Here is a 23,927-nt window from a genome sequence, read left to right on the forward strand (position 1 = left end):
TCTTTGTTCATTGAGCGTTACAGGGATCGGACAACAATTCTCCCCCAGGCGCTGCTTCGCGGGATCAGGCGGGCGCGCCGAAATAACTTTTCCTGATCTGCTCCAGTGCTCCCCTTTCCTGCATGTCCAGGAGCTCCAGCACGACGCGGCGGCTCAGGGTTCCGCCGTGCGGAAAGGCAAAGCCGTACTTGTCGGCGCGGAAAAGGTTGCCCACCACGTCCAGCCCCGCGTCCGCGTGCTTGTGCACATAGTGCTCCAGCACCGGAGCGTCTCCCAGTATGGCGTCGACTTGCTGTGCCTTCAGGGCCGCGACGGCTTCGCTGAGTCCGGGAAAGGCGCGGGTCGCCAATCCGACGTCCCGGGCGTAGGCCTCTGCCGTACTGCCTGTGGCAACGGCGACCGTGCGGCCCGGCAGGTCTGCCAGGCTGTTGATGTCCTGGGAAATCGACGCCGCCGTCATGATGCTGGTGATCGAAGAAGTGATGTAGGCGATGATCCCTACGCCCGCCAGCAGCCACAGCGCCTGCCAGACCCTGCCTATCCATCCCAACAGGTTCTTGCGTGCCGTGCGGCCCGTGGTTGCTATCGACATCACATGATAGAAGCTTTCCGCGAGCCCCTCGCGCCAGGTCCTGGGGAAGCCGGGGTCGAACCGTCGGTCGAACAGCGTGAAACCCAGCGTGGCCGCCATGATGAGCGCCAGCAGCCACGCATAGGCCCTCAGGTGTCCTGCGTCGTCCAGCCCTGCGACAATGTCCGAGAAACTTCCGGAGCCTGCCGATTGGGGGACCATGATGCGCAGGCCCGCGTCGTACCATGGCTGGGTGAAGGTCACGTCCTCTGCCCTGTCGCGCGTGATGGTCAGGTTCGTGACCGCCGCGTCGATCCGACCCTGCGCCGTGTCCTCGACCAGTTCGTGCAGGTTCTCGTAATGAATGTAGCGAAACGCCAGCCCCAGCCGCTGTGCGACGGTCTCCCACAATTCGATGGCCATTCCGGAATAGCCGGTACCTTGCTGCACCACGAAAGGCTCGCTGACGTACACACCTACAGCGACCGGTCCGGCTTGCCCCTGCGCATGGGCGGCATGCACGCAGCATGCTGCCGCAAGCGTATGCAGGAAGACGGCAATGAAATAGCGGGAGAATCGATGCCGCATGGTCCGTGGATCGTCGGCGGCGTACGCGATGCGAGGCGGTGTAGCCGGCATCAGCGCGCCTGTGCGGCTGCGGGCGCGCCAAAGCGCGGCCGCGTCGTGCGTCATTTCAACTCGCCATCCTTGACCCTGTCCGCGGCATCGAAGTCCCTCAGGACTTGCTCCATGTACTCGACCTGGGTGACTTTGCCATCCTTGTCCACGTCCATGATGGCGATCTGCTCTTCGGTCAGGATGCCCGAGAGCTCGCCCTTGCCGAGGCTGCCGTCTCCATCTGCGTCGATACGCGAGAATCCCGAGATCATATAGGCCTGATACTCGGCCTTGCTGACGCCGCCGTTGCCGTCCGTGTCCACCTGCTTGAGATGCGCCTCATGCAGGCCCGTCGCCGGCGTGTGTGCGTGCACCGGCATGGCAGCAAGGACCAGGAGCAGCGTTCCGGCGACAGCGCCAAAGTGCGTATTCATTCCGAGCCTCCTCATTTGCACGCCAGGTGGTTTCCAAGGTAGCCGCCCAAACCGGCCCCTCCGGCCATGCCCAGGGCGGCGCCCTTGCCCCGGCCTATCGTCGAACCGGCCAGGGCGCCGATGAGGCCGCCACCGATCGTTGCCGCCATGCAGCCGAATTCATGGTTGTGGGCCTGGACTTCCTGTTCGTTCCTGGCTGTGCCACATGCAGCCAGCAGAACGACCGACGCCGTGATTGCAGACACTGAACGTGCAACTTTCACTTCGCTCTCCTCAGTGATTCGGTTCGCGAATAGTGCCATCCCCATGCGCGCACGCATCGCGCTTGCCAGGATTAAGTGGTGGGAATCTGATAATGAGACAGGAACCAGACAAGGAAAAACGCTGTCGTCGCGGATCTGCCCCAAGCCGGGACGATATGCTGTGGCATGCATGGACCCGGGGCGAGATGCCGGGCGGGAGGTGCTTGACCGTTTCTGCCCGGCGCCCTGGTTCCCCGTAGGATCGGTTCATTGCAGCACGGCTGCAACATGCCTGCGGTCTGATTGCCGGCAGCGGGCTGCCCGCACCTGCCCCGAAACGTCCGTATTCGCCACCGCCACACCACGAAGATGACGACACGCTCTCCGGATCCCACGACCCGCCAGGCCCCTGCCGCGATACAGGATGTCCGGAAGTCCGAGCGCACGTACCTGGCCTGGCTGCTGGCCATCGTGGCACTGGTGGCGTTTGCCGGCCAGGCCGGCCACCAGCTCTGGACGCCCGACGAGCCCCGCGAAGCCGCCATCGCCCGGGAAATGGCACGCAGCGGCGACTGGGTCGTGCCCACGCTGGCCGGCCAGGCCTTCATCGAAAAGCCGCCCCTCTACTACATCGCCGCCGCCCCCCTCCTGACGCTGGCGGGCGACGGAGTCGGCCTTGCCGACACGCTGCGCCTGATGAACGCCGTGTGGGCACTGGGCACGCTGCTGTTCACCGGGCTGCTGGCCCGGCGCGTGCTGGGCGACGCCCGGGCGGCATGCTGGTCGGTGATCGCGCTGGGCACCATGGAAGGCTTCGTCACCAACACCCACTGGATACGGGTGGACGTGGCCCTGGCCTTTTTCGTGGCCTTCAGCATGTGGGCCTTCGCCGCGTTCTACCAGACCGGACGCTGGCGCCTGGCCGTGGCGGCAGCGCTGGGGCTGGGCGGCAGCTTCATGTGCAAGGGCCCGATCGGCCCGGGCACCGTGTTCTTCGGCTGGCTGGCGCTGTTCGCCTTCGGGCTGGCCGATGCACGCCGCAACGGCAGCCAGAAGCGCTTCTGGCCCCAGCACCTGGCCATCGCGGTCTTCTTCGTATTGCCCGCGGCGCTGTGGATATTTGCCCTGCTGCGCCACGCGCAGGCCGACGAGCTGTGGCGCCAGTGGTTCTGGGAGAACCAGGTAGGCCGGCTGACAGGCACTTCCACCCAGCTGGGGCACATCAAGAAGCACGCCTATTTCTACTATCTGGGCGCCCTCGCGGAATACAGCCTGCCATGGCTGCCCGTGGTCGTTGCGTGGTTCTGGCAGACGCTGGCCCGGCGCCATTGGGACCGGGCGCGCGTGTTCCTGCTGGCCTGGTCGGTGGCCACGCTGTTGCTGCTGACCCTCTCGTCCACCAAGCGCACGCTTTATCTGTTTCCCCTGCTGCCTGCGTTCGCGCTCATGGTGGGCCAGCTGAGTCTTTCCTGGCCGCGGTGGATGGATGCCTACGCCCGCGCGTGGGCGGTGCTGGCGGCGCTGTTCTGCCTTGCCCTGGCAGCCAGCCCGCTCTATGCGGCCTGGCTGCCGGCCCGGGTACCCGAAGACGTCCGCGCGGTGCTCGCCGAGCCGGGGTGGCGCCACGCAGCCGGCGCAGCCATCCTGCTTGGCGCCTGCTGGCTGGCGTGCCGGCGGCCCCGCATGCCGGCCGCCGCGTCGCTGGCGGGCGCCATGGCGGCGATCTACCTGGCGTTGTTCTCCCTGGGCATACCCGCCATCGATGCCGTCAAGGGCATGAGGAACGAGACCGAATACCTGCTGGCACAGGTGCCGCACGCACAGCGCGACCGCGTCGCCGGATGGAGCCTGGACGAAACGGAACGCGGCCTGTTCTCCGCCTATGGCGATTGGCACATCGTGAACGTCGACGCGCAGCGCGTGCGGCAGATCATGCGCTGCGAGGACCCGCAGTTCGACAGCCTCATGGTCAACAAGGACTCCCCATCGTTCAGGCTCGAGGACGTCGTGGGGCCGCACTATCGGCTGCTGGCCCAGGCATCTCCGCGCAAGCGCGCCAAGTACGGCCTTTACTGGGTGTCGGGCACGTGCGCGCCCCCGGCCCTGGCCCCCGCAGCGACGGGCGCGGCCCCGCGCTGAGGCCGCATCTTCCCCCACGGCTGTTTCTGCGGTAAGGTGGCCCCGACACCGCCGCACATGCGCTGGTGCGCCCGCCCCGCGCGCCGTATCCCACGGACGCGCACCGCCTCCCTCCCGCGCCATGATCGCCGCCACATCCTTAAGACGTGTCCTGCGCTGGCTCAAGCTGCCCTGGTGGATCGCCGAACTCGGCACGGGCGCCAAGTCGTTCCGCGACAACCCCATCCTGGGCAGCAGGCGGCTGAACGCGGCGGGCCTGCACACCGCCCGCATACGGCTCGCGCATCGCATGGCATGGTGGCGGCGGCGACGCCTGGCGCACCTGATCAGCCCTGAAGACCGCGCCGCCTTCGACGCCCAGGGCTACATCCTCAAGCCGGACTTCCTGCCGCCCGACGCATTCCAGGCATTGCGCCGCGAGATCCTGTGCACGGCCCTCTCCGCCCGCGAAATGGTGCAGGGAGATACGGTCACGCGGCGCATTCCGCTGGACGACAGCGTGCTGGCGGGACTGCCCGGAGTGCGCGCGCTGGTGCGCAACTCCGCCTGGCTGGGCCTGCTGGCCTACGTCTGCAGCTTCCGGATCCGGCCGCTATGCTATGTGCAGACCATACTCACGCATGCGCGCGAGGCTGCGCCCGATCCGCAGACGCGCCTGCATGCCGATACCTTCCATCCCAGCGCCAAGGCATGGCTGTTCCTCACCGACGTGGGTGAGGACGAGGCGCCCTTCACCTACGTGCCTGGCTCGCACCGGCTGACGCCGCAGCGCCTGCAATGGGAACGACGCAAGGCGCAGACGGCGGCAGGCGCGGACCGCATGAGCGCACGCGGCTCGCTGCGCATCGATGCAACCGAGCTGCCTGCGCTGGGCTATCCGCCGGCGCGGGTGTTCGCGGTACGGCGCAACACGCTGGTCGTGGCCGACACGGTGGGCTTCCATGCCCGCGGCCCGAGCGCCGGCGCCGGCACGCGCATCGAGATCTGGGGCTATGCGCGCCGCAATCCTTTCCTGCCCTGGCTGGGCATGGAGCTGGCTGCGCTGCCCGGCATCCGCGGACGCGCCATCGGGCTGCACTGGCGCTTGAGCGACCTCATCGAAAAGCTGGGCGGCCGGCGCAATCCGTGGCGCGACGTCGGCAAGATGCGGGCAGACGAGCCTGCCCGCTGAGCCGGCGCGCACCCGCGGCGTGCAGCCTGCCGGCCGCTGTTTTCCTTGAAGCAGGGGGAAAGCCTTGCTACGCTACGTCGACCTGACGTACCGGGCGGCTTGCCCCCACGGGGGCCGGCGCCCGCAGGCTGCGGTCTTCCGCCATCACGCCATACGGGAGGGGCCTTGACTCAGAACAAACTCGCATCCCAGATTTCCCCTGTCACCTTCGTCGGATCCGCGGTCATCGCGCTGGCGCTCATCGGCTACGCCAGCCTGCGCCCCGACGCCGCGGCGCAGCTGTTCAAGCACGCCAACGACTGGATCATCAACGAAGGCGGCTGGTTCTATCTGCTGGCGGTCGGCTTCTTCGTCGTCTTCCTCGTGGGACTGGCCATCAGCCCGTTCGGCCGCATCAAGCTCGGCCCGGACGAGTCCACCCCGGACTACAGCTATGGCACCTGGGTGGCGATGCTGTTCTCGGCGGGCATGGGCATCGGCATCGTGTTCTACGGCGTGGCCGAACCCATCATGCACTTCTCGGCGCCGCCCGACGCCGAGCCGCGCTCGGCGCAGGCCATGCGCGACGCCATGGAGATCACCTTCTTCCATTGGGGCGTGCACGCCTGGGCGATCTACGCGCTGATGGGCATGTGCCTGGCCTATTTCGGCTACCGCAAGAACCAGCCGCTCACGCTGCGCTCCGCGCTGTATCCGCTGATCGGCGACCGCGTGAACGGGCCGATCGGCTCCATCATCGACATCTTCGCCGTGGTCGGCACCCTGGCCGGCCTCGCCACCTCGCTGGGCCTGGGCGTCTCGCAGCTCAACGCCAGCATGAGCTACCTGTTCGACCTTCCCCAGAACCTCGACACCCAGCTGGTGCTCATCCTGATCGTCACGGTCCTGGCCACGATCACGGTGGCCACCGGGCTGGACAACGGCATCCGCCGGCTCAGCGAGTTCATCATCATCGTCTCCTTCGTGCTGATGGCCGCGCTGCTGTTCCTGGGGCCCACTGCCTTCCTGCTGCAGGCCTTCGTCGAGAACATCGGCCTCTATCTCAACGGATTCATCGCGCGCACCTTCCATGTGTACGCGTACCAGCCTTCCAACGCGCAGTGGGTGGGCGAATGGACGCTCTTCTACTGGGGCTGGTGGATTTCATGGTCGCCCTTCGTGGGCCTGTTCATCGCCCGCATCTCGCGCGGCCGCACGATACGGCAGTTCCTGCTGGGCGTGCTGTTCGCGCCGGCCGGATTCAGCTTCATCTGGTTCACCATCTTCGGCGATCTCGCCATCTGGCTGGACGTCAACCGCGCAGGTGGCGAAATCTCCCGGGTCGTCACCGACAACATGCCGATCGCACTGTTCAGCGTGTTCGAGTACATGCCCTTCTCCAGCATCCTGGCCTGGGTCACGGGCCTGCTCGTGGCGGTGTACTTCGTCACGGCCTCGGATGCGGGCGCGCTGGTCATCGCCATGATCACGGCACGCAACACGGAAGACGAGCCGGCGCTGTGGCTGCGCGTATTCTGGGCTCTGGTGTGCGGCGCCTTCGCGGCCTGCCTGCTGCTGGCCGGCGGCCTGGATGCCGTGCAGATGGCTGCGGTGATTGCGGGCTTCCCCCTGGCCATCATCCTGGTGATCATGTCGTGGGGCATCTGGAAATCGCTCAGGGACGAAGCCTACATGCTGGCCACGCAGGCGCTGCAAGCGGTTCCGCTGCTGCCCACCGAAGGCAGCGTGCCATGGCGCCGGCGCCTGGGCGGCATCGTGAGCCACCCCAGCAAGGAACAGGTCAACCGCTTCATCGAAAAGACCGTGGCGCCGGCGCTGGACTCGGTCAGGGAAGAGCTGGCCCGCCGCGAACTGCAGGCCGTCACCGAACCCCTGGAAGGCGTAGACGGCATCCAGCTGCGCGTGCTCCATGGTGAGGGCATGCCCGAGTTCCTGTATGCCGTGCGCCGCGTAAGCTATCCCATACCGGCCTTCGCGCTGTCGGACCAGCACAGCAGCAAGGACGAACGGCGCCGCTATTCGCGCGCCGAGGTCTACCTGAGCCAGGGCGGACGCGGCTACGACATCTATGGCTACAACACCGAGCACGTGATATCGGACGTGATCACGCACTACGACCGCTTCCGGCATTACCTGCACACCAAGCAATGACGCATAAGGCGGCGCAGCCGCCTTTTTGTATCACTGTGTGAGGCCGTCGCCGGGCCGACATCTCACCGACACACGCATCTTCCGGCGAATCCCCGGGCAACGTCGTCCATCTCCCGGATTCCCGCGGCCTTTACAGTGGCCGCGGCCTTCGGGCGGCGGTGGCTCCCTGCATGCGGCGCACGAGGGAGGTCATGTTTCTGACATGCGGCCTCCCGAGAATCCAGCCCCGCAAGTCCCGGCCTGCACATCCAGCACTGGCGTTCAGTTTCCTGAAAGCTAGCGCTCACTATCGGGCATCGCCGACGCGAGTTTCCTGCCCGCGCAAGTCCGCAGGTTCCTACCCAACCCGCCTTGCGCCATCTCCGGATGGCAATTGGACTTTTTCGACCATGAACCGCAAATCTCCCCTGTCCAGCATCCTCGGCAAGCCGCTATGGGGTACCGGCGCGCTATGCCTGGTCCTGCTCCTGAGCGCCTGCGGCGGAGACGACGACGACTCCCCCGCCAATCCCGGCGGCGACGCGGGCACGCCGCCTCCCGCCGTCTGCACCACGGCCCACTGTGCCCCTGCGCCCTGACGCGGCCTCGTCCCAGCCTCCCGCCACTTCCCGAGATTTTTCTTCGACATGAACTTCAATCCGTCCAAACGCAAGTTCCTGCGCACCTCGCTCGGCTCCGCCACGGCAGCCGCGGCGCTGGCCACGTTCCCGCCCAGCATCCGCCGCGCGCTGGCGATCGATGCGAACAACGTCACCGGCACCATCCAGGACGTGCAGCACGTCGTGCTGCTGATGCTGGAGAACCGCGCCTTCGACAGCTACCTCGGCACCTACAAGGGCGTGCGCGGCTTCGGCGATCGCTTCGCCATCCCGGTGGCCAATGGCAAGAACGTCTTCTACCAGACCGACGCCGACGGCAACATCATCACGCCCTACCACCTGGACGCCAGCAGGGGCAACGCGCAGCGTGCGGGCGGCACGCCCCACACCTGGCCGGACGCGCAGGCCGCCTGGGACCACGGCCGCATGAACCGCTGGCCGGTCGCCAAGCACCCGCTGTCGATGTCGTACTACGAATCCGCGGAGGCGCCGTTCCAGCGCGCGCTGGCGGAGGCCTTCACGATCTGCGATGCGTATCACTGCTCGATGCATACCGGCACCATCCCGAACCGGCTGTTCTACTGGACGGGCACCAACGGCCCGAGCGGCGACAACATCGCGGCCATCATCAACGAATTCAACGGCGGCAACGACGTCGGCCCTTCGACGGAAGGCTGGACCTGGACGACCTACGCCGACCGCCTCGAAGAAGCCGGCGTGCCGTGGAAGGTCTACCAGAGCCTGGACGACAACTACGGCTGCAACCAGATGATGGGCTTTCGCCACTGGCGCGCCGCCATGGAATCCATGCCGGCCGAGCGCCGGCCGCTGGCGCTGCCCGACAAGTCGCCGGCGTACGATCCCGCCATCGACGACGCGCTCAGCCCGCTGGCCAAGGGCTTCGGCAACACCATGCCGGACGGCTTCCTGCAATCGCTGCGCGACGATGTGCAGAACGGCACGCTGCCTGCCGTATCCTGGGTGATCGCGCCGTCGACCTACAGCGAGCACCCCGGCCCCTCGAGCCCCGCGCAGGGCGGCTGGTACGTGCAGCAGGTGCTGGATGCGCTGACGGCCAATCCCGAGGTCTGGAGCAAGACCGTGCTGCTGGTCAACTACGACGAGAACGACGGGTTCTTCGACCACCTGCCGCCGCCGTCTGCGCCCTCGCGCAATGACGACGGCAGCCTGGCCGGCGCCACCACGCTGGCCGACGCCGACATGGCGTATGAGTACTTCGACTACCCGCCCGCAACGTCCAGGCATTCCGCGCAGGACGGCAAGCCGTTCGGCCCCGGCCCGCGCGTGCCGCTGTGGGTGATCTCGCCATGGAGCCGCGGCGGCTGGGTCAACTCGCAGACCTTCGATCACACGTCCACGCTGCTGTTCCTGGAAAAACGCTTCGGCGTGCGCGAGCCGCAGATCAGCGCCTACCGGCGCGCCATCTGCGGCGACCTGACCTCCTGCTTCAACTTCGTCAACCCGAACACGGAAGCCCTGCCCACCCTGGCCGGCCGCAGCACCAAGGTGGCGGTGGACAACCTGGTCGCCGCGCAGCAGGCCGAGCCGGCGATCCCCGTTCCCACGCAAGCCGCGGTGCCGGCGCAGGAAACCGGCACGCGCCCCTCGCGCGCCCTGCCCTATGAGCTCCACACCACCGCACGCATCGACGCAGCGGCCGGCAGCGTGACGCTGCTGTTCGCCAACACGAGCCGGAACGAGGCCGGCGCGGTGTTCCACGTGTACGACAAGCTGCACCTGGACCGCATTCCGCGCCGCTACGTCGTGGAAGCCGGCAAGACGCTGGACGGCGCCTGGAGCACGGCCGACGACGAGGGCAAGTACCATCTGTGGGTCCTGGGGCCCAACGGCTATCACCGCGAGTTCGTCGGCAACCTCGCCGAGGTGCCCGCCGGCGGCCCGGAGATCCAGGTCTGCTATGTGCTGTGCGAACCGCCGGAGATCCAGGTGAAGCTGCACAATCGCGGCAGCGCGGCCTGCAGCTTCACCGTGACGGCCCAGGCCTACCGCACCGACGGCCCCTGGACGCTGGGCGTGGCGCCGGGAGAAGTGGGCGAACTGAGCTGGCCGGTGGGCGACAGCGGCAACTGGTATGACTTCTCGGTTGCCTGCGACGCCACGGCTTCGTTCAGCCGCCGCTTTGCGGGGCGCATCGAGGATGGCAAGGACTCGGTCTCCGACCCTGCCATGGGCGAAGTCGAGGACTGACGCTGGCCTCCCGGCGCCCGGCCCTGATGCCGGGCGCCGGGCGCCGGCAAGGCCGGGACACCCGGCACGCTGCCGCAGCTCAATCGAAGCTGATGCCTTGCGCCAGGGGAAGCTCGCGCGAGTAATTGATGGTGTTGGTCTGGCGGCGCATGTAGGCCTTCCAGGCATCGGACCCCGACTCGCGGCCGCCGCCGGTTTCCTTCTCGCCGCCGAATGCGCCGCCGATCTCCGCGCCACTGGTGCCGATGTTGACGTTGGCGATGCCGCAGTCGCTGCCCACCGCGCTCTGGAATAGCTCCGCCTCGCGCATGTCGCTGGTGAAGATGCACGACGACAGGCCCTGGGGCACGTCGTTGTTCAATGCGATGGCCTCGTCGATCTCGCGATAGCCGATCACGTAGAGAATGGGCGCGAAAGTCTCGTGGCGCACCACGTCGGACTGCCCGGGCATCTCCACGATGGCCGGCGACACGTAATAGGCATCGGGATACTCGGCCTGCAGCTGGCGTTCGCCGCCATGGACCTTGCCGCCCTGTTCGCGCGCACGCGCCAGCGCATCCTGCATGGCCTCGTAGGCCGCCTTGTCGATCAGCGGCCCCACCAGGTTGCCCTGCAGCGGATGGCCGATGCGCACCTTGGCGTAGGCAGACTTCAGCCGCGCCACGATTTCCTCCCTGACCGACTCATGGGCGATCAGGCGGCGCAGCGTCGTGCAGCGCTGGCCGGCCGTGCCCACTGCCGCGAACAGGATGGCGCGCACGGCCAGGTCCAGGTCTGCGCTGGGCGCGAGGATCATGGCGTTGTTGCCGCCCAGCTCCAGGATGCTGCGGCCGAAGCGCGCCGCCACCCGCGGCCCCACCTCGCGGCCCATGCGCGTGCTGCCGGTTGCGCTGACCAGGGCCACCCGCGGATCGTCCACCAGCGCCTGCCCGGCGGCGCGGTCGCCCACCGATACCTGGCTGAGGAATTCCGGCGCATCGCCGAACTCGCGCATGGCCTGTTCCAGCAGGGCCTGGCTGGCCAGCGCCGTCAGCGGCGTTTTCTCCGACGGTTTCCAGATCACGGCATTGCCCGTGACCAGCGCCAGGGTGGTATTCCACGCCCATACCGCCACCGGGAAATTGAAGGCGCTGATCACGCCCACCACGCCCAGCGGATGCCAGGTCTCGCGCATGTGGTGCCCCGGACGCTCCGAGGCGATGGTGAGGCCATACAGCTGGCGCGACAGGCCGACCGCGAAATCGCAGATGTCGATCATTTCCTGGACCTCGCCCAGGCCCTCCTGGGTGATCTTGCCCGCCTCCCAGGAAACCAGCTCGCCCAGCGCCTGCTTGTTGCGCCGCAGGACCTCGCCGAACAGGCGCACCAGCTCGCCGCGGCGCGGCGCAGGCACGACGCGCCAGGCCTCGAACGCCTGGCGGGCCCGGCCTATCCTGGCCCCGACGGCCGCGGCATCGTCGAGCGCGACCCTGCCGATGCGGCTGCCGTCTATGGGCGTGTGGACGGGATGGGAGCCGCCGTCATATACGGAGGCCGGCACGCCCAGGCTGGCCATCAGTTTGTCGATCATCATGCTTCCTCTGGATATCGTTGCGAATTGAACACGGTGTGTAGTATCGGCCGCCGCCGGCCGCGCCGCCAAGCGAGAAATTCTTCTCAATTCATTCCATTGATTCATGATCTGGCATAACATGCCGCGATCGGGCGGCTGCCGCCCGCGCTTCTCCCCAACCCGGAGGCCCCACGATGTCCAAGCGGCCCATGCCGTCGCTGACCGCGCTGCAATGTTTCGAGGCGGTGGCCCGCCACCTCAGCGCAACCCGGGCGGCGCAGGAACTGCACCTCACGCAGAGCGCCGTCAGCAAGCAGCTCGCGCAGCTCGAGTCCATGCTGCAGAACCCCTTGTTCCGCCGCATCCGCAAGCGCCTGCACCTGACGCCGGCCGGCGAACTCTATCTGGGCGAGGTCAGGAAAATTCTGAATCAAGTCGACATGTCGTCGCGATACATCCAGTCGTACGGCGGCGATACCGAGGTCCTCACCGTGACGGCCCCGCCCACGTTCGCCTCGCGCTGGCTCATCCCCCGCCTGCTGGGCTTCGGCGAACGCTTTCCCAACATCCACCTCGACATCCGCACCGAGTCCGATCCCTTCGACCTGCTGCACAAGCAGGCCGACGTTGCGTTCTTCTTCGGGGAGGGCACCCGGCCCGGCGCCGAATGCCTGCGGCTGTTCGACGAGGAAGTCGTCGCCGTCTGCGCACCGCGGTTGCTGGCCGGGGCCGGCAAGTCCTTCACGCTTGCGCAGCTGGCCGGCCAGCGGCTGCTGCAGCTCGGCTCGCGTCCGCAGGCATGGCACGAATGGTTCGCCGCCAAGGGCATGCACAGCGCCCGCAGCTACCACGGGCCCCGGTTCGAGACCTTCGACATGTCGATCCATGCCGCGCGGGCCGGCTGCGGCATCGCCCTGGTGCCCCGTTTCCTGGTGGAGGAAGAGCTGCGCGAGGACAAGCTGGCGCTGGCCTGGCCCGAAGCCCACCGCAGCCAGCCGGCGTATCACCTCGCGTATGCCGAGCATGCCGCCGACGTGCCGAAGATCCGCGCCCTGGTGCAATGGGTGCGCGAACAGCTGCCCACGCAGGGCTGAGCGCCCCCACCTGCCGTGCCGCTACGCGGCGTCCAGCCGGGCGGCCTGCTCGCGCAGCAGGTACTTCTGGATCTTGCCCGTCGAGGTCTTGGGCAGCGGCCCGAACACGACGGTGCGCGGCACCTTGTAGTGCGCCAGGTGCTCGCGGCAGAATTCGCGCAGCGCTTCGGGCGCCACGGCGCGCCCATCCTTGAGGGTGACGAAGGCGCACGGCGTCTCGCCCCATACCGCATCCGGCCTGGCCACCACGGCAGCCTCGAGCACGTCGGGATGGCGGTACAGCACGCCCTCCACCTCCACGGTGGATATGTTCTCGCCCCCCGAGATCACGATGTCCTTGGCGCGATCCTTGATGGCCACGTAGCCGTCGGGGTCCACCACGCCCAGGTCGCCGGTGTGGAACCATCCGCCCTTGAATGCCTCCGCGGTCGCTTCCGGGTTGTGGAGGTAGCCCTTCATGACGCTGTTCGCCTGGATCACGATCTCGCCCAGGGTCCTGCCGTCGGCGGGCACGGGACACATCGACGCATCCACGACGCGCACGCGCTCCACGTTGATCTTGCGCACGCCCACGCGCGCCTTCATGGCGGCCCGCTGCGCCAGCGGCAGGTCGTCCCACGCGTCGTGCCAGGCGCAGCCCATGGACGGCCCGTAGGTCTCGGTGAGGCCGTACTGGTGCGACACGCCTATGCCCAGCGCCTCCATGGCCTGGATCACGGCGGCCGGGGGCGCGGCGCCGCCGGTGACCACCTGCACGGGATGCCCGGCGCGATACTGCTGCTCGGCCGGCGCGTTGACCAGCATGTTGAGCACCACCGGGGCGCCGCAGAAGAAGCCCACGCGGTGGCGCCGGATGGCATCGAACACCAGGGCCGGCTCGACCTTGCGCAGGCACACGTTGGTGCCCGCCAGCGCGGCGAGCGTCCAGGGAAAGCACCAGCCGTTGCAATGGAACATCGGCAGCGTCCACAGGTAGACTGCGTGCGCAGGCATGCCGCTGGCCAGCACGTTGCCCATGGCGTTGAGATAGGCGCCGCGGTGGTGGTAGACCACGCCCTTGGGTTTGCCGGTGGTGCCGGAGGTGTAGTTGAGGCAGATGGACTGCCACTCGTCGGCCGGCCAGGGCCAGCCGGCCTGCGGATCCGCCGCGGCGAGCCAGTCTTCGTAGGCGGCGTCGCCCAGCGCGCCATGAGGCCCGGCGTAGCCCGTGTCCTCGATGCGCACGACGCGCGGGCGGGCGTCGAGACGCCGGAGCACGTCTGCCACCAGGCCGGCGTACTCGCTGTCATACAGCAGGACGCGAGCCTCGCCATGCTGCAGGATGTAGGCCAGCGTGGCGGCGTCGAGCCGCGTATTGAGGGCGTTGAGCACCGCGCCGGCCATGGGCACGCCGAAGTGCGCCTCGTACAGCGCGGGCACGTTGGGCGCCAGCACGGCCACGGTGTCGCCCGTGCGCACGCCGTCCGCGGCCAGCGCCGCGGCCATGCGGCAGCAGCGTTCGTAGGTCTGGCGCCAGCTTTGCACGAGCCCGCCATGGACGAGCGCGGGATGGTCGGGATACACCGCCGCCGCCCGCTCGATGAACCCCAGCGGCGTCAATGGAACATGATTGGCCGCGTTGGGCTGCAGGCCGGTTTCGGTACGCGGGTCGGACATCATGGCGTGTCTCCTCGTCGATTGCGCCGCCAGCCGGCCGGCTGGCCGCCGGCGCGGGCCTCAGGCGTGCCGGTTCGCCGCCTCCCACCCCAGTTCCGCCAGCGGCGCGACGCGCGCGCCCATCGCGGCCGCGTCGTCGGCGGCGGCATTGCCCGCCCGGGCGCGGTGATACACGCCCTGCAGGATGGCGGCGATGCGGAAGAAGCTGTAGGCCAGGTAGAAGTTCCAGTGGGCGGGCGTTGCAATGCCTCGCGCCCGGCAATAGGCCGACAGGAACTCCTGCTCCGACGGGATGCCGAGCGCGGCCAGGTCCAGCCCGCCCAGGCCGCGCCACAGGCTGGGCGGTATGTGCCAGCACATGCAGTGATAGGCCAGGTCGGCCAGCGGATGGCCCAGGGTCGACAGCTCCCAGTCCAGCAGCGCGATGGCGCGCGGCTCGGCCGGATGGAACACCAGGTTGTCGATCCGGTAATCGCCATGCACCAGGCGCGTCTGCCCGTCGTCCTGCGGCATGTGCCGCGGCAGCCAGTCGATCAATGCGTCCATGGCGGGAATGCGCTGCGTCTGCGTTTCGCGGTACTGGCGGCTCCAGCGCGACACCTGCCTGCCGAAATAATCGCCATGCCTGCCGTAGTCTTCCAGCCCCAGGGACGCGGGCTCGAGCGCGTGCAGGGCCGCGAGCACCCGCCCGGTTTCCGCGTAGACGGCGGCCCGCTCGGCCGGCGCCAGCCCAGGCAGCGCCGGGTCCATGAAGGTCCGCCCGTCCGCATGGCTCATCAGGTAGAAGGGCGTGCCGACCACGGCGGGATCGGCGCAGTAATGCAGGGCGCGCGGCACCGGCACGGCGGTGCCGCGCAACGCGCCGATCACGCGGAACTCCCGGTCTATGGCGTGCGCGGAGGGCAGCAGTTTCCCGGGCGGCTGCTTGCGCAGCACCATGCGCCTGCCACCCGCCTCCAGCAGGAACGTGGGATTGGATTGCCCGCCGGACAGGCGGCGCAAGTGCAGCCCGGCCGTCGCATCGACCAGGCCCTGGCGCGCCAGGTAGCCCGACAGGGCGTCGGCCCACCGGGGCGACCCGGCCGCCCCGGCGCTCATCGCCCCGCTCCCTCCGGCGCATCCCAGCGCCAGAAGCCGTCCCCCTCCTCCATGAGGAAGCGCGCGAGCACCATCTTGTGCACCTCGGACGCGCCGTCGACCAGGCGGGCCTGGCGCGCATAGCGGTAGATCCATTCCAGCGGCGTGTCCTTGGAGTAGCCCCGCGCCCCGTTGAGCTGGATGGCCGTGTCCACGGCCTTGTGCAGCGTCTCCGAGACCACGATCTTGGCCATGGAGACCTCCTTGCGCGCATAGTGCCCCTGGTCCAGCCGGGTGGCGGCGCGCATGGTGAGCAGGCGCCCTATCTCGATCTGCAGCGCCGCCTCGCCCAGCAGCCACTGCACGCCCTCGCGCTCCGCCAGGCGCTGGCCGAAGCTGCTGCGTTCGCGCACGTAGTCGGTTCCGATGGCCATGGCGCGCCGCGCCAGCCCCAGCCAGCGCATGCAGTGCGTGAGCCGGGCCGGGCCAAGGCGGATCTGCGTGACCTTGAGCCCGTCGCCCACCTCCATCAGCCGGTTCTCGTCGGGAATCTCCAGCCCCTCGAAGACCAGTTCGCAATGGCCGCCGTGCTCCTCCGGCCCCATGATCGGAATGCGCCGCTCGATGCGCCAGCCCGGCTGCACCGCGTCGAAGAGGAATGCCGTAAGCCCCTTGCGCGCGTCGTCGGAGGTGCGGGCGATCAGGATGAAATGCTTGGCCACGCCGGCGCCGGTGATGAACCACTTGCGCCCCTCGATGATCCACTTGTCGCCCTGGCGCGTGGCGCGCGTCTGCATCATGGAAGGATCGGATCCGCTGCCCGGATGCGGCTCCGTCATGGCGAACGCCGAGCGCACCTCGCCATCGATGATGGGTTGCAGCCAGCGCGCCTTCTGGTCGGGCCGCCCCACCTGGGACAGCACGCGCATGTTGCCGTCGTCCGGCGCCGCGGCATTGAATACGACCGGCCCGAAGAGCGCGCGGTTCATCTCCTCGTAGCAGGGCGCCAGGCCGGCCATGGACAGCCCCAGGCCTCCCAGCTCGGGCGGCATCTGCAGCGCCCACAGGCCGGCATCGCGCGCCTGCCGGCGCAGCTGCTGCAACAGGGGCTCGGCCACGTTCTCGTGTTCGTCGTAGCTGCTGCGGTCGGCCTCCAGCGGAATCAATGTCTCGTCGACGAACTGCCGGATACGCTGGCGCAGGTTTTCTATCTCGGCGGGTAGTGCGAAGTCCATGCGTTCATTCCTTGAGCGGGGATGGAGAAGCAGGAAGCCGGCCCTACAGCGTGCTGGCCAGGTGGCCGCCGTCCACGTCCAGCACCGCGCCGGTCATGAATGCGGAAGCCTCCGACGCCAGCAGCAGCAGCGGCCCGTCCAGGTCCGAGAGCCGGCCCAGCCGGCGCTGCGGCACGCGCCGGATGAGTTCCAGGCCAGCCGGGGTTGCGAAGAAATCCCGGTTGAGGTCGGTCTCGATATAGCCGGGGGCGAGCGCGTTGACACGGATGCCGTATCGCGCCCACTCCAGCGCCAGGGCCCGCGTGAGGTGGATCAGGCCCGCCTTGGAGGCGGCATACGCCGACACCTGGGCGGCCACCCGCTGCCCCAGGATGGAGGCGATGTTCACGATGCTGCCCCCCATCTCGTGGTGCCGCATGTGGCGGCCCGCCGCCTGCGCCACCCGCCATGCCCCGTTGAGGTTCACGTCGATCACGCCGGTCCATTCGGACTCGGAGAGCTCCATCGCCGGGCGGGTGAATGCGATGCCGGCATTGTTGATCACCACGCCGATCGGGCCCCACGCCGCGGCGGCGGCATCGAAGGCGTGCTGCACGCTGTCCGCGTCCGTCACGTCCATGGGGTAAGCCGCGGCCTGCCCGCCGGCCGCGCGTATCCGGCCGGCCAGCTGCTCGCCCAGCTCGGTGCGCCGGCCGCACAGCGCAACCCGCGTGCCCGCCCCGGCGAGGACCTGCGAAAAATGCAGCCCCAGGCCGCTATAGGCGCCGGTGACCAGCGCCGTCTTGCCGTGCAGGTCGTCAAACATGAGGCCTGCCTCCCGGCCCGCGCAGGGCGGCGCCCTGGGCGGCAGCCGCCCCGGACGCGCGGCCGGGCCACGCCAGCGATGTGCGCATGCGGTCTCCTCCAGACGAATCGGATCTCGTTCTGTTGTCGTTCTGGTATATCGTCGCGCCGGACCAGTGTAGACCACAAGCCCCCAATGCGCACCGCTACGGCATCAGCCGATGCGCGCCTCGTACGTGAGGTGGGAGATGCCCGGAATGGCGGACAGGCGTTCGCGCACGGCCCCGGCTGCCGCCGCGCTGTCGGCCTGCACGCTGACGATGGCGGCGCGGCCTTCCGGGCCGACGCGCCAGGCATGCAGATCGACGATGCGGGCGCCGCCGCAGGCCTCGACCGCCTCGCGCACCTGCGCCGCCACGGCTTCGTCGGTGACGTCGAGCAGGACGCGCGCCGTGTCGCGCATCAGCCCGTGCGACCAGCGCGCGATGACCACGGCGCCCACGATGCCCATGGCGGGATCCATCCAGCCCCAGCCCAGGTAGCGGCCCGCCAGCAGCGCGATGATGGCAAGCACCGACGTGAGCGCATCGGCCAGCACGTGCAGATAGGCCGAACGCAGATTGTTGTCGGGATGATCATGCCGGGGGGAATGGTCGTGGTCGTGTTCGTGCGCCGCGGCGCGATGCGCGCCATGGCTGTGGCCGTGCCCGCCGGCGCCGAGGATGGCGGCGCATGCCAGGTTCACGGCCAGGCCCAGCACCGCCACCAGCGCAGCCTCGCCGAAGGCCACGGCGGCAGGCTGGAACAGCCGCAGCGCGGACTCGGCGCCTATGCCCAGGGCGAAAAGGCCCAGCACCACCGCGGAGGCAAACCCCGCCAGGTCGCCGACCTTGCCCGTGCCGAAACTGAAGCGCCGGTCGGCGGCATGGCGGCGGGCGTAGCCGTAGGCCGCCGCCGCGATGCCCAGGGCGCCCGCATGCGTGGCCATGTGCAGCCCGTCGGCCAGCAGCGCCATCGAACCCGTGGCCACGCCCGCGGCGAGCTCCAGCGCCATGGCCAGCAGCGTGAAGGCCACCACCCAGCGCGTGCGGCGCGCGTTCGCGTCGTGGGCCGCCCCCAGGTAGACGTGCTCGTGTTCGTGCGCCTGCGCGCCGGAATGCGGAATGTGCATCATGGCCGGGCTAGGTGGCGTAGCGGCGCAGTGCCGTGATGAGCTCTTCCACTCCCTGGGCCCGGTCGGCGCTGCTCAGGCCGGGGCGCGCAACGTGTTCGCGGGCATGGGCCTCGATGACCTCGGCCAGCAGGCTGCCGATGGCGCCCCGGGTGGCCGCGATGAGATGCAGCGTTCTTGCGCAATCGGCGTCGCCGGCGATGGCCCGCTCTATGCCCTGCACCTGCCCGGCAATGCGGCGCACGCGCTTGATCAGCTCCTGCTTGTTCTCGATGGTGTGCGACATACCTATACCTCCCCGGGGTATAGGCAGATGCTAGCATGCGCTCCGGTAAAGCGGCTTCAGGCCACGTGGCGCTGGTAGCACTCGTAATAGCAGGCAGCAGCCGCCCGGGCATGCGCGGTCATGCGCTCGCGCACGAGCGCGGCGTCGCCGGATATGAAGGCCTCGTACAGGCCGCGCATGCCGTCCAGCACGATGCGCCGCACGCGTTCGTCGTACATCGTCACCAGGCGCACGACCTGGGCATGATCGATGTAGCGCGAGATGGTTGCCGCCATCTCGCGGTTCGGCACCATCGAGAGCCAGGCGGCGCGGAACTGCGCGTTGTGGCGCATGAAGGCGTCGAGATCGCCGCGCCTTCCGGCATCCTCGGCGGCCTCCAGCGCGGCGCCCATGGCGCCCAGCCCCGCGCCGTTGGCATTGGCCGAGGCCGCGGCGGCCGCGGGCGGCTCAAGCAGGGTGCGGATCTCGAACACGTCGTTCATCTGCTGCAGCGTATAGCGCCGCAGCCGGAAGCCGCGCGCCGTGCCTTCCAGCAGGCCCTCGCTCTTGAGCTGCATCAGCGCCTCGCGCACCGGCATGCGGGAGATGTGCATCTCCCGCGCGATGTCGTGGTCCACCAGGCGGTCGTCGAGGCTGATCTGGCCCATCTGTATGCGTTCGCGCAGCAGCTGGTAGGCACGCTCGCGCAGGTTGGGCCTGCGCATCCCGGCCATGCTTTGTGTCATCGTCCCTCCCCCAGGGGTGCGCGCCAGGCTCACGCTGTGGCGCGCACCTCGAAACGGCAGCATGCCGCGCCCATGCCGGCGCATTGCGATTCGCGGACTTCGGCCGGCACGCCCAGCACCAGGCTGCCGACCGTGGCGAGCATGCCGGCGATCGCGTGGCAGGCCGGCGCATCATGCCAGGCGGCGGCAGCCGCGAACGGGCTGCCCTGCACTTCCAGCGCCAGCGCGCCCGCCCGCGGCCCGTCGAAGCGCCAGCGCCCCCAGCCCAGGTCTGCCGCCGAGTCCGCCATCACGGCCAGCAGGGCGGCAACGTCCTGGTCCACCGCGGCGAAGTAGGCGCGCGCCGAATCGCCGCCGCCTGCCTCGACCGACGCGGCCAGCGCCGCAAGCGCCTCCTGCCGCGCAGCAGGCGCGAGCCGGTTGAACACCCCCATCAGCACGTCCGCGCGCAGCATGACATAGCGGCGCTCGGCGTCGTAGAGACCTCCGCTGCCGGCATCGCGCCGCAGCCGTTCGGCCAGCTTTCCCATGCAAACGCCCTCCTCGAGGCCGCAGGACCTAGGGTTTCCACTTAAACAATATATTTTTCCCCATTATCTCAAGCTCTTGTTATCAAAGGGAGAAAATTATTTTAGAAATAAACCATTGACGCCTGAACTTTCAGAAGTATACAGTTTGCCGCAGCATGACTCGTCCAGTGTGACCCGTCTTTTCCCGCAACCCAGGTTCCGTCCCGGAGACTGCACATGAGCACCGGTTTACTGTCGCGCGCGCGGCTCGCGTTCGCTTCCTGTCTGTTGGCGCTGGGTTGCGCGGCCATGCCCGCGGCAGCGCACGCCGCCGACGAACTGAAGATCGCCTACCCGGTCGACGTGCCGTCCTGGGACCCCACGGCAGTCACGTTCCCGGCAGGCCAATCGGTCTACAAGGCCGTCTTCGACTCGCCGCTGATGATCGACGGCAAGCTGGCCCTCACGCCGCGGCTCATCCAGGCATGGCGCTGGCTCGACGACAAGAACATGCGGCTCGGCATCACGCTGCGCAACGACGTCACCTTCCACGACGGCAGCCGGCTCACCACCGAAGATTTCAAGTACAGCTTCTTCGATCGGCCCAAGGCCGACAAGAAACTGGCCATCAACGGCTTCTTCGGCAACCTCACCGCCATCGAAGTCAGCTCGCCCACCGAAGCGGTGATGGTGTTTTCCACGCCCACCCCCACCGCGCCCAATTACCTGGGTTTCCTCACGTCCTACATCCTGCCCAAGGCCTATATCGAGAAGGTGGGCGAAGACGGCTTCCGCGAGCGCCCCATCGGTGCCGGCCCCTACAAGATCGCCAACTACGAGCGCGGTTCCCGCGTGGTGCTCGAGGCCTATGACGGCTATTGGGGCCCCAAGCCGGCCATCAAGCGCGTGGTGTTCGAATTCGTGCCCGATTCCTCGGCGCGCGTTGCCATGCTGGAATCCGGCCGTGCCGACGTGGCGGTGCAGATCCCGCTGCGCGAGGTGAACCGCCTCGCCAAGAACGACGCGCTGCAGGCGCAGGTGTATCCCTACAGCGAGATCTTCATCCTGCAGATGCCCAGCTACGTCGAGGCGTTCCAGAACGTGCACGTGCGCCGCGCCCTCCACATGGCCATCGACAAGAAGGGCATTTCGCGCGCCTTTTATGCCAACGCGGCCAAGCCGATCTCCGTGCTGGCCACGCCGGGCTCGCCCGGCTACCTCGACGGCTACGATTTCCCCTACGACAAGCAGGGCGCCATCGCCGAACTGGCCAAGGCCGGCTACGGGCCCGACAAGCCGCTGAAGATCAAGTTCCTGTCCACCAACAACACGTTCCCCAGCGACTACGAGATGGCGCGCGCCATCGCCCAGATGTGGTCGCAGATCGGCGTGCAGGCCGAGCTGGAGGAAATCACGCTGGCCAAGTACCTGGAGCTCAGCCACTCCAGCAAGGTGCCGGGCGTGATGCTCTACAGCTGGGCCAACGCCACCGGCGACCCGGAAATCTTCGCCGGCAAGATCCTCGATCCGCGGTTGCGCTTCTCCACCTGGAAGGAGCCCGAACTCGCGGGCGTGATCGACGGCCTGGCCGCGCTGGGAGACCCGCAGAAGCGCTACGCCGGATACCGCGACCTGGCCCGTCGCGCCACCGAGGAAGCCTGGAGCCTGCCCCTGCTGCAGTCGGTGGCCACCATCGCCTACAAGAAGTCGCTGGCGCTCGAAACCTACCAGACCGCCTACATCCTGCCGGCCGAGTACCGCTGGAAGTAAACCGCCATGCCAGCCGTCTTCCTGCGCCATGCGCTGCAGCGCCTGGTGATCGCCGTACCGATGATCCTGGCGCTGTCGATGGTGGTGTTCGTGGTGCTGCGCCTGCTGCCGGCCGATCCGCTGGGCATGATGCTGCCGCCCAGCGCCACGGTGGCCGAGGTCGACGCCCTGCGCGCCAGCCTGGGCCTGAACCGCTCCCTGCCGGTGCAATACGCCATCTGGCTGGGGCACGCCCTGCAGGGCGACCTGGGCCGCTCGATCACTTCCGGTTCGCCGGTCACGCACCTGATCGCCACCACGCTGCCGGCCACGCTGGAGCTGTCGCTGCTGGCGCTGGTGTTCGCGCTGCTGATCAGCGTGCCGGGCGGCCTGCTGCTGTATGCGCTGCACCAGCGGCGCGGCGAATTGCTGGCCGACGGCGTGCTGGTGCTGCTCATCTCGGTGCCGGCCTTTCTCTGGGGCATCTTCCTGATGCTGGGCCTGGGAGTGAACTGGCCGGTGCTGCCCTTCACCGGGCGCTTCAGCTCCGACGTGGTCGCCCACGGGCCCACCGGCTTCGTGCTGCTGGACTTCCTCCTGGCGGGAGACCTCGCCGCATGGCGCGACGCATTCTCGCACCTGGTGCTGCCCGCGCTGTCGCTGGCCCTGGGCTTCAGCCCGCTGGTGGTCCGGGTGCTGCGCGCCAGCCTGATCGAGGCGGCCAACGAGCCCTACACGGCCGTGGCGCGGCTGCGGGGCCAGCCCGAACACCGCGTGGTGCTGCGGCACATGCTGAAGAATGCCGCCCTGCCCACCCTCACGCTGATCGGCGTGCAGTTCGGCTTCCTGTTCGGCGGCACCCTGCTGATCGAGATGATCTTCTCGTTCCCGGGCATGGGCAACCTCATGGTGCAGGCCGTGCGCAACCATGACCTGCCGCTCATCCAGGGCATCGCCCTGGTCTTCTGCGTGATGATCCTGCTGATCAATACCTGCGTCGACCTGCTGTACGCCGTGATCAACCCCCGACTCAGAGACGCCTGATGTCTACCCTCGCCCTTGCATCGGCACCTCCCTGGCGGCAGCTGGGCGTCGTGCTGCGACGCTCGCCCAAGGCGCTGTGCGGCGCCGTCCTCGTGCTGCTGCTGGTGTCCGTTGCCGTCTTCGCCCCCTGGCTCGCCCCCAACGACCCCATGGCCCAGGACCTCCTGGCGCCGCTGCTGCCGCCGGCCTGGTCGCCCGACGGCATGGCCCAGTATCCGCTCGGCACCGACAGCCTGGGCCGCTGCGTGCTCTCGCGCACGCTCTACGGCACGCGGGTGGCCCTGTGGGTGGGCCTGTGCGCCGCCACGGGCACCATGCTGCTGGGCTGCGCGCTGGCGCTGACGGCGGCCTACTTCGGCGGCCGCGTCGACAAAGCCATCGGCTACCTCGTGGACCTGTGGATGTCGTTTCCCCCGGTCGTGCTGTCGCTGATCCTGATGGTGGGCCTGGGCACGGGCGTGGGCAACGTCATCCTCGCCGTGGTGCTGGTCGACTGGACGCGCTTCTGCCGCGTGGTGCGCGCCGAAGCGCTGGTGATACGGCGCCGCGATTACGTCACGGCGGCGCAATTGATGGGCTATTCGCACCTGCGCATCATGCTGCGCGAGATGCTGCCCGGGCTGGTGCCGCTGATCATCACCCTCTTCAGCCTGCAGATGGGCGTGGCCATCGTGGTCGAGGCCATCCTGAGCTTCGTGGGGCTCTCGGTGCCCGCCAGCGTGGTGGCCTGGGGCGTGATGATCGCCGATGCGCGCGGCTACCTGCAGGAAGCCATCTGGAACCTCATTCCGCCGGTGGCCGGCATCGTGCTCACCGTGCTGGGCTTCAACCTGCTGAGCGACGGCCTGCGGCAGGCGCTGGATCCGCGGGCCATCCGCTCGAGGGTATAGCC

The 23,927-nt window shown here is 68.5% G+C and carries 21 protein-coding genes; 9 read left to right on the forward strand and 12 right to left on the reverse strand.

What is annotated here, in order from left to right; genetic code table 11:
• Positions 1-64: 64 nt before the first annotated feature.
• The 3 genes from ACYBYQ_RS18915 to ACYBYQ_RS18925 are packed head-to-tail and all read right to left on the reverse strand — an operon-like array spanning position 65 to position 1,886.
• A complete protein-coding gene (locus ACYBYQ_RS18915; RefSeq protein ID WP_459615962.1) occupies positions 65-1,264 on the reverse strand; it encodes a transporter substrate-binding domain-containing protein in 1,200 nt (399 codons plus the stop codon).
• A complete protein-coding gene (locus tag ACYBYQ_RS18920) occupies positions 1,261-1,623 on the reverse strand; it encodes an EF-hand domain-containing protein (RefSeq protein WP_459615963.1) in 363 nt (120 codons plus the stop codon). Before ACYBYQ_RS18920 ends, ACYBYQ_RS18915 begins: the two co-directional genes overlap by 4 nt.
• A gap of 11 nt (positions 1,624-1,634) precedes the next feature.
• Positions 1,635-1,886 (reverse strand): hypothetical protein, encoded by a 252-nt coding sequence (locus tag ACYBYQ_RS18925; RefSeq protein WP_459615964.1) that lies wholly within the window; start codon positions 1,884-1,886, stop codon positions 1,635-1,637.
• Positions 1,887-2,234: 348 nt separating this feature from the next.
• On the opposite strand from ACYBYQ_RS18925, the gene ACYBYQ_RS18930 reads away from it, so the two are divergent.
• From ACYBYQ_RS18930 to ACYBYQ_RS18950, 5 genes are all read left to right on the forward strand, one after another.
• A complete protein-coding gene (locus ACYBYQ_RS18930) occupies positions 2,235-4,004 on the forward strand; it encodes an ArnT family glycosyltransferase (RefSeq protein WP_459615965.1) in 1,770 nt (589 codons plus the stop codon).
• Between the two features lie 121 nt (positions 4,005-4,125).
• Positions 4,126-5,175 (forward strand): phytanoyl-CoA dioxygenase family protein, encoded by a 1,050-nt coding sequence (locus tag ACYBYQ_RS18935; RefSeq protein WP_459615966.1) that lies wholly within the window; start codon positions 4,126-4,128, stop codon positions 5,173-5,175.
• 165 nt (positions 5,176-5,340) lie between these two features.
• Positions 5,341-7,326, forward strand: coding sequence for a BCCT family transporter (locus ACYBYQ_RS18940; RefSeq protein ID WP_459615967.1), 1,986 nt, complete (start codon positions 5,341-5,343; stop codon positions 7,324-7,326).
• 389 nt (positions 7,327-7,715) lie between these two features.
• Positions 7,716-7,904, forward strand: coding sequence for a hypothetical protein (locus tag ACYBYQ_RS18945; protein ID WP_459615968.1), 189 nt, complete (start codon positions 7,716-7,718; stop codon positions 7,902-7,904).
• A 48-nt stretch (positions 7,905-7,952) separates the two neighbouring features.
• Positions 7,953-10,154, forward strand: coding sequence for a phosphocholine-specific phospholipase C (locus ACYBYQ_RS18950; protein WP_459615969.1), 2,202 nt, complete (start codon positions 7,953-7,955; stop codon positions 10,152-10,154).
• A gap of 79 nt (positions 10,155-10,233) precedes the next feature.
• On the opposite strand, the gene amaB is transcribed toward ACYBYQ_RS18950, so the two are convergent.
• Entirely contained in the window at positions 10,234-11,709 is a 1,476-nt protein-coding gene (amaB, locus tag ACYBYQ_RS18955; RefSeq protein WP_459618823.1) for an L-piperidine-6-carboxylate dehydrogenase, read from the reverse strand.
• 191 nt (positions 11,710-11,900) lie between these two features.
• Here amaB and ACYBYQ_RS18960 point away from each other — a divergent pair, with 191 nt between their 5' ends.
• On the forward strand, positions 11,901-12,800 hold the full coding sequence (locus ACYBYQ_RS18960) for a LysR substrate-binding domain-containing protein (protein ID WP_459615970.1): 900 nt from the start codon (positions 11,901-11,903) through the stop codon (positions 12,798-12,800).
• Between the two features lie 21 nt (positions 12,801-12,821).
• Here the strand turns inward: ACYBYQ_RS18960 and ACYBYQ_RS18965 are convergent, their stop codons facing one another.
• From ACYBYQ_RS18965 to ACYBYQ_RS19000, 8 genes are all read right to left on the reverse strand, one after another.
• The gene (locus ACYBYQ_RS18965; RefSeq protein ID WP_459615971.1) at positions 12,822-14,459 is read right to left on the reverse strand and encodes an acyl-CoA synthetase; all 1,638 of its coding nucleotides are present in this window, start codon (positions 14,457-14,459) and stop codon (positions 12,822-12,824) included.
• A 57-nt stretch (positions 14,460-14,516) separates the two neighbouring features.
• On the reverse strand, positions 14,517-15,554 hold the full coding sequence (locus tag ACYBYQ_RS18970) for a phosphotransferase (RefSeq protein ID WP_459615972.1): 1,038 nt from the start codon (positions 15,552-15,554) through the stop codon (positions 14,517-14,519).
• A complete protein-coding gene (locus ACYBYQ_RS18975; RefSeq protein ID WP_459615973.1) occupies positions 15,551-16,768 on the reverse strand; it encodes an acyl-CoA dehydrogenase family protein in 1,218 nt (405 codons plus the stop codon). Before ACYBYQ_RS18975 ends, ACYBYQ_RS18970 begins: the two co-directional genes overlap by 4 nt.
• Positions 16,769-16,811: 43 nt before the next feature.
• A complete protein-coding gene (locus ACYBYQ_RS18980) occupies positions 16,812-17,573 on the reverse strand; it encodes an SDR family NAD(P)-dependent oxidoreductase (RefSeq protein ID WP_459615974.1) in 762 nt (253 codons plus the stop codon).
• Positions 17,574-17,765: 192 nt separating this feature from the next.
• Entirely contained in the window at positions 17,766-18,725 is a 960-nt protein-coding gene (dmeF, locus tag ACYBYQ_RS18985) for a CDF family Co(II)/Ni(II) efflux transporter DmeF (protein ID WP_459615975.1), read from the reverse strand.
• A gap of 7 nt (positions 18,726-18,732) precedes the next feature.
• Entirely contained in the window at positions 18,733-19,008 is a 276-nt protein-coding gene (locus ACYBYQ_RS18990) for a metal/formaldehyde-sensitive transcriptional repressor (RefSeq protein WP_459615976.1), read from the reverse strand.
• 56 nt (positions 19,009-19,064) lie between these two features.
• Entirely contained in the window at positions 19,065-19,733 is a 669-nt protein-coding gene (locus ACYBYQ_RS18995) for a GntR family transcriptional regulator (RefSeq protein ID WP_459615977.1), read from the reverse strand.
• A gap of 29 nt (positions 19,734-19,762) precedes the next feature.
• A complete protein-coding gene (locus ACYBYQ_RS19000) occupies positions 19,763-20,263 on the reverse strand; it encodes a V4R domain-containing protein (RefSeq protein WP_459615978.1) in 501 nt (166 codons plus the stop codon).
• A 216-nt stretch (positions 20,264-20,479) separates the two neighbouring features.
• Between ACYBYQ_RS19000 and ACYBYQ_RS19005 the strand changes: the two genes are divergently transcribed.
• From ACYBYQ_RS19005 to ACYBYQ_RS19015, 3 genes are read left to right on the forward strand one after another with little or no spacing between them, the layout of a single operon-like run.
• Entirely contained in the window at positions 20,480-22,012 is a 1,533-nt protein-coding gene (locus ACYBYQ_RS19005; RefSeq protein WP_459615979.1) for an ABC transporter substrate-binding protein, read from the forward strand.
• A 6-nt stretch (positions 22,013-22,018) separates the two neighbouring features.
• Positions 22,019-23,035 carry an ABC transporter permease gene (locus ACYBYQ_RS19010; RefSeq protein WP_459615980.1) on the forward strand — a complete coding sequence of 339 codons (1,017 nt, stop codon included), beginning with the start codon at positions 22,019-22,021 and terminating at the stop codon, positions 23,033-23,035.
• The gene (locus tag ACYBYQ_RS19015; RefSeq protein WP_459615981.1) at positions 23,035-23,925 is read left to right on the forward strand and encodes an ABC transporter permease; all 891 of its coding nucleotides are present in this window, start codon (positions 23,035-23,037) and stop codon (positions 23,923-23,925) included. The genes ACYBYQ_RS19010 and ACYBYQ_RS19015 overlap by 1 nt, the downstream gene beginning before the upstream one ends.
• Positions 23,926-23,927 lie beyond the last annotated feature (2 nt).

The organism is Bordetella sp. 2513F2 (assembly GCF_054642735.1).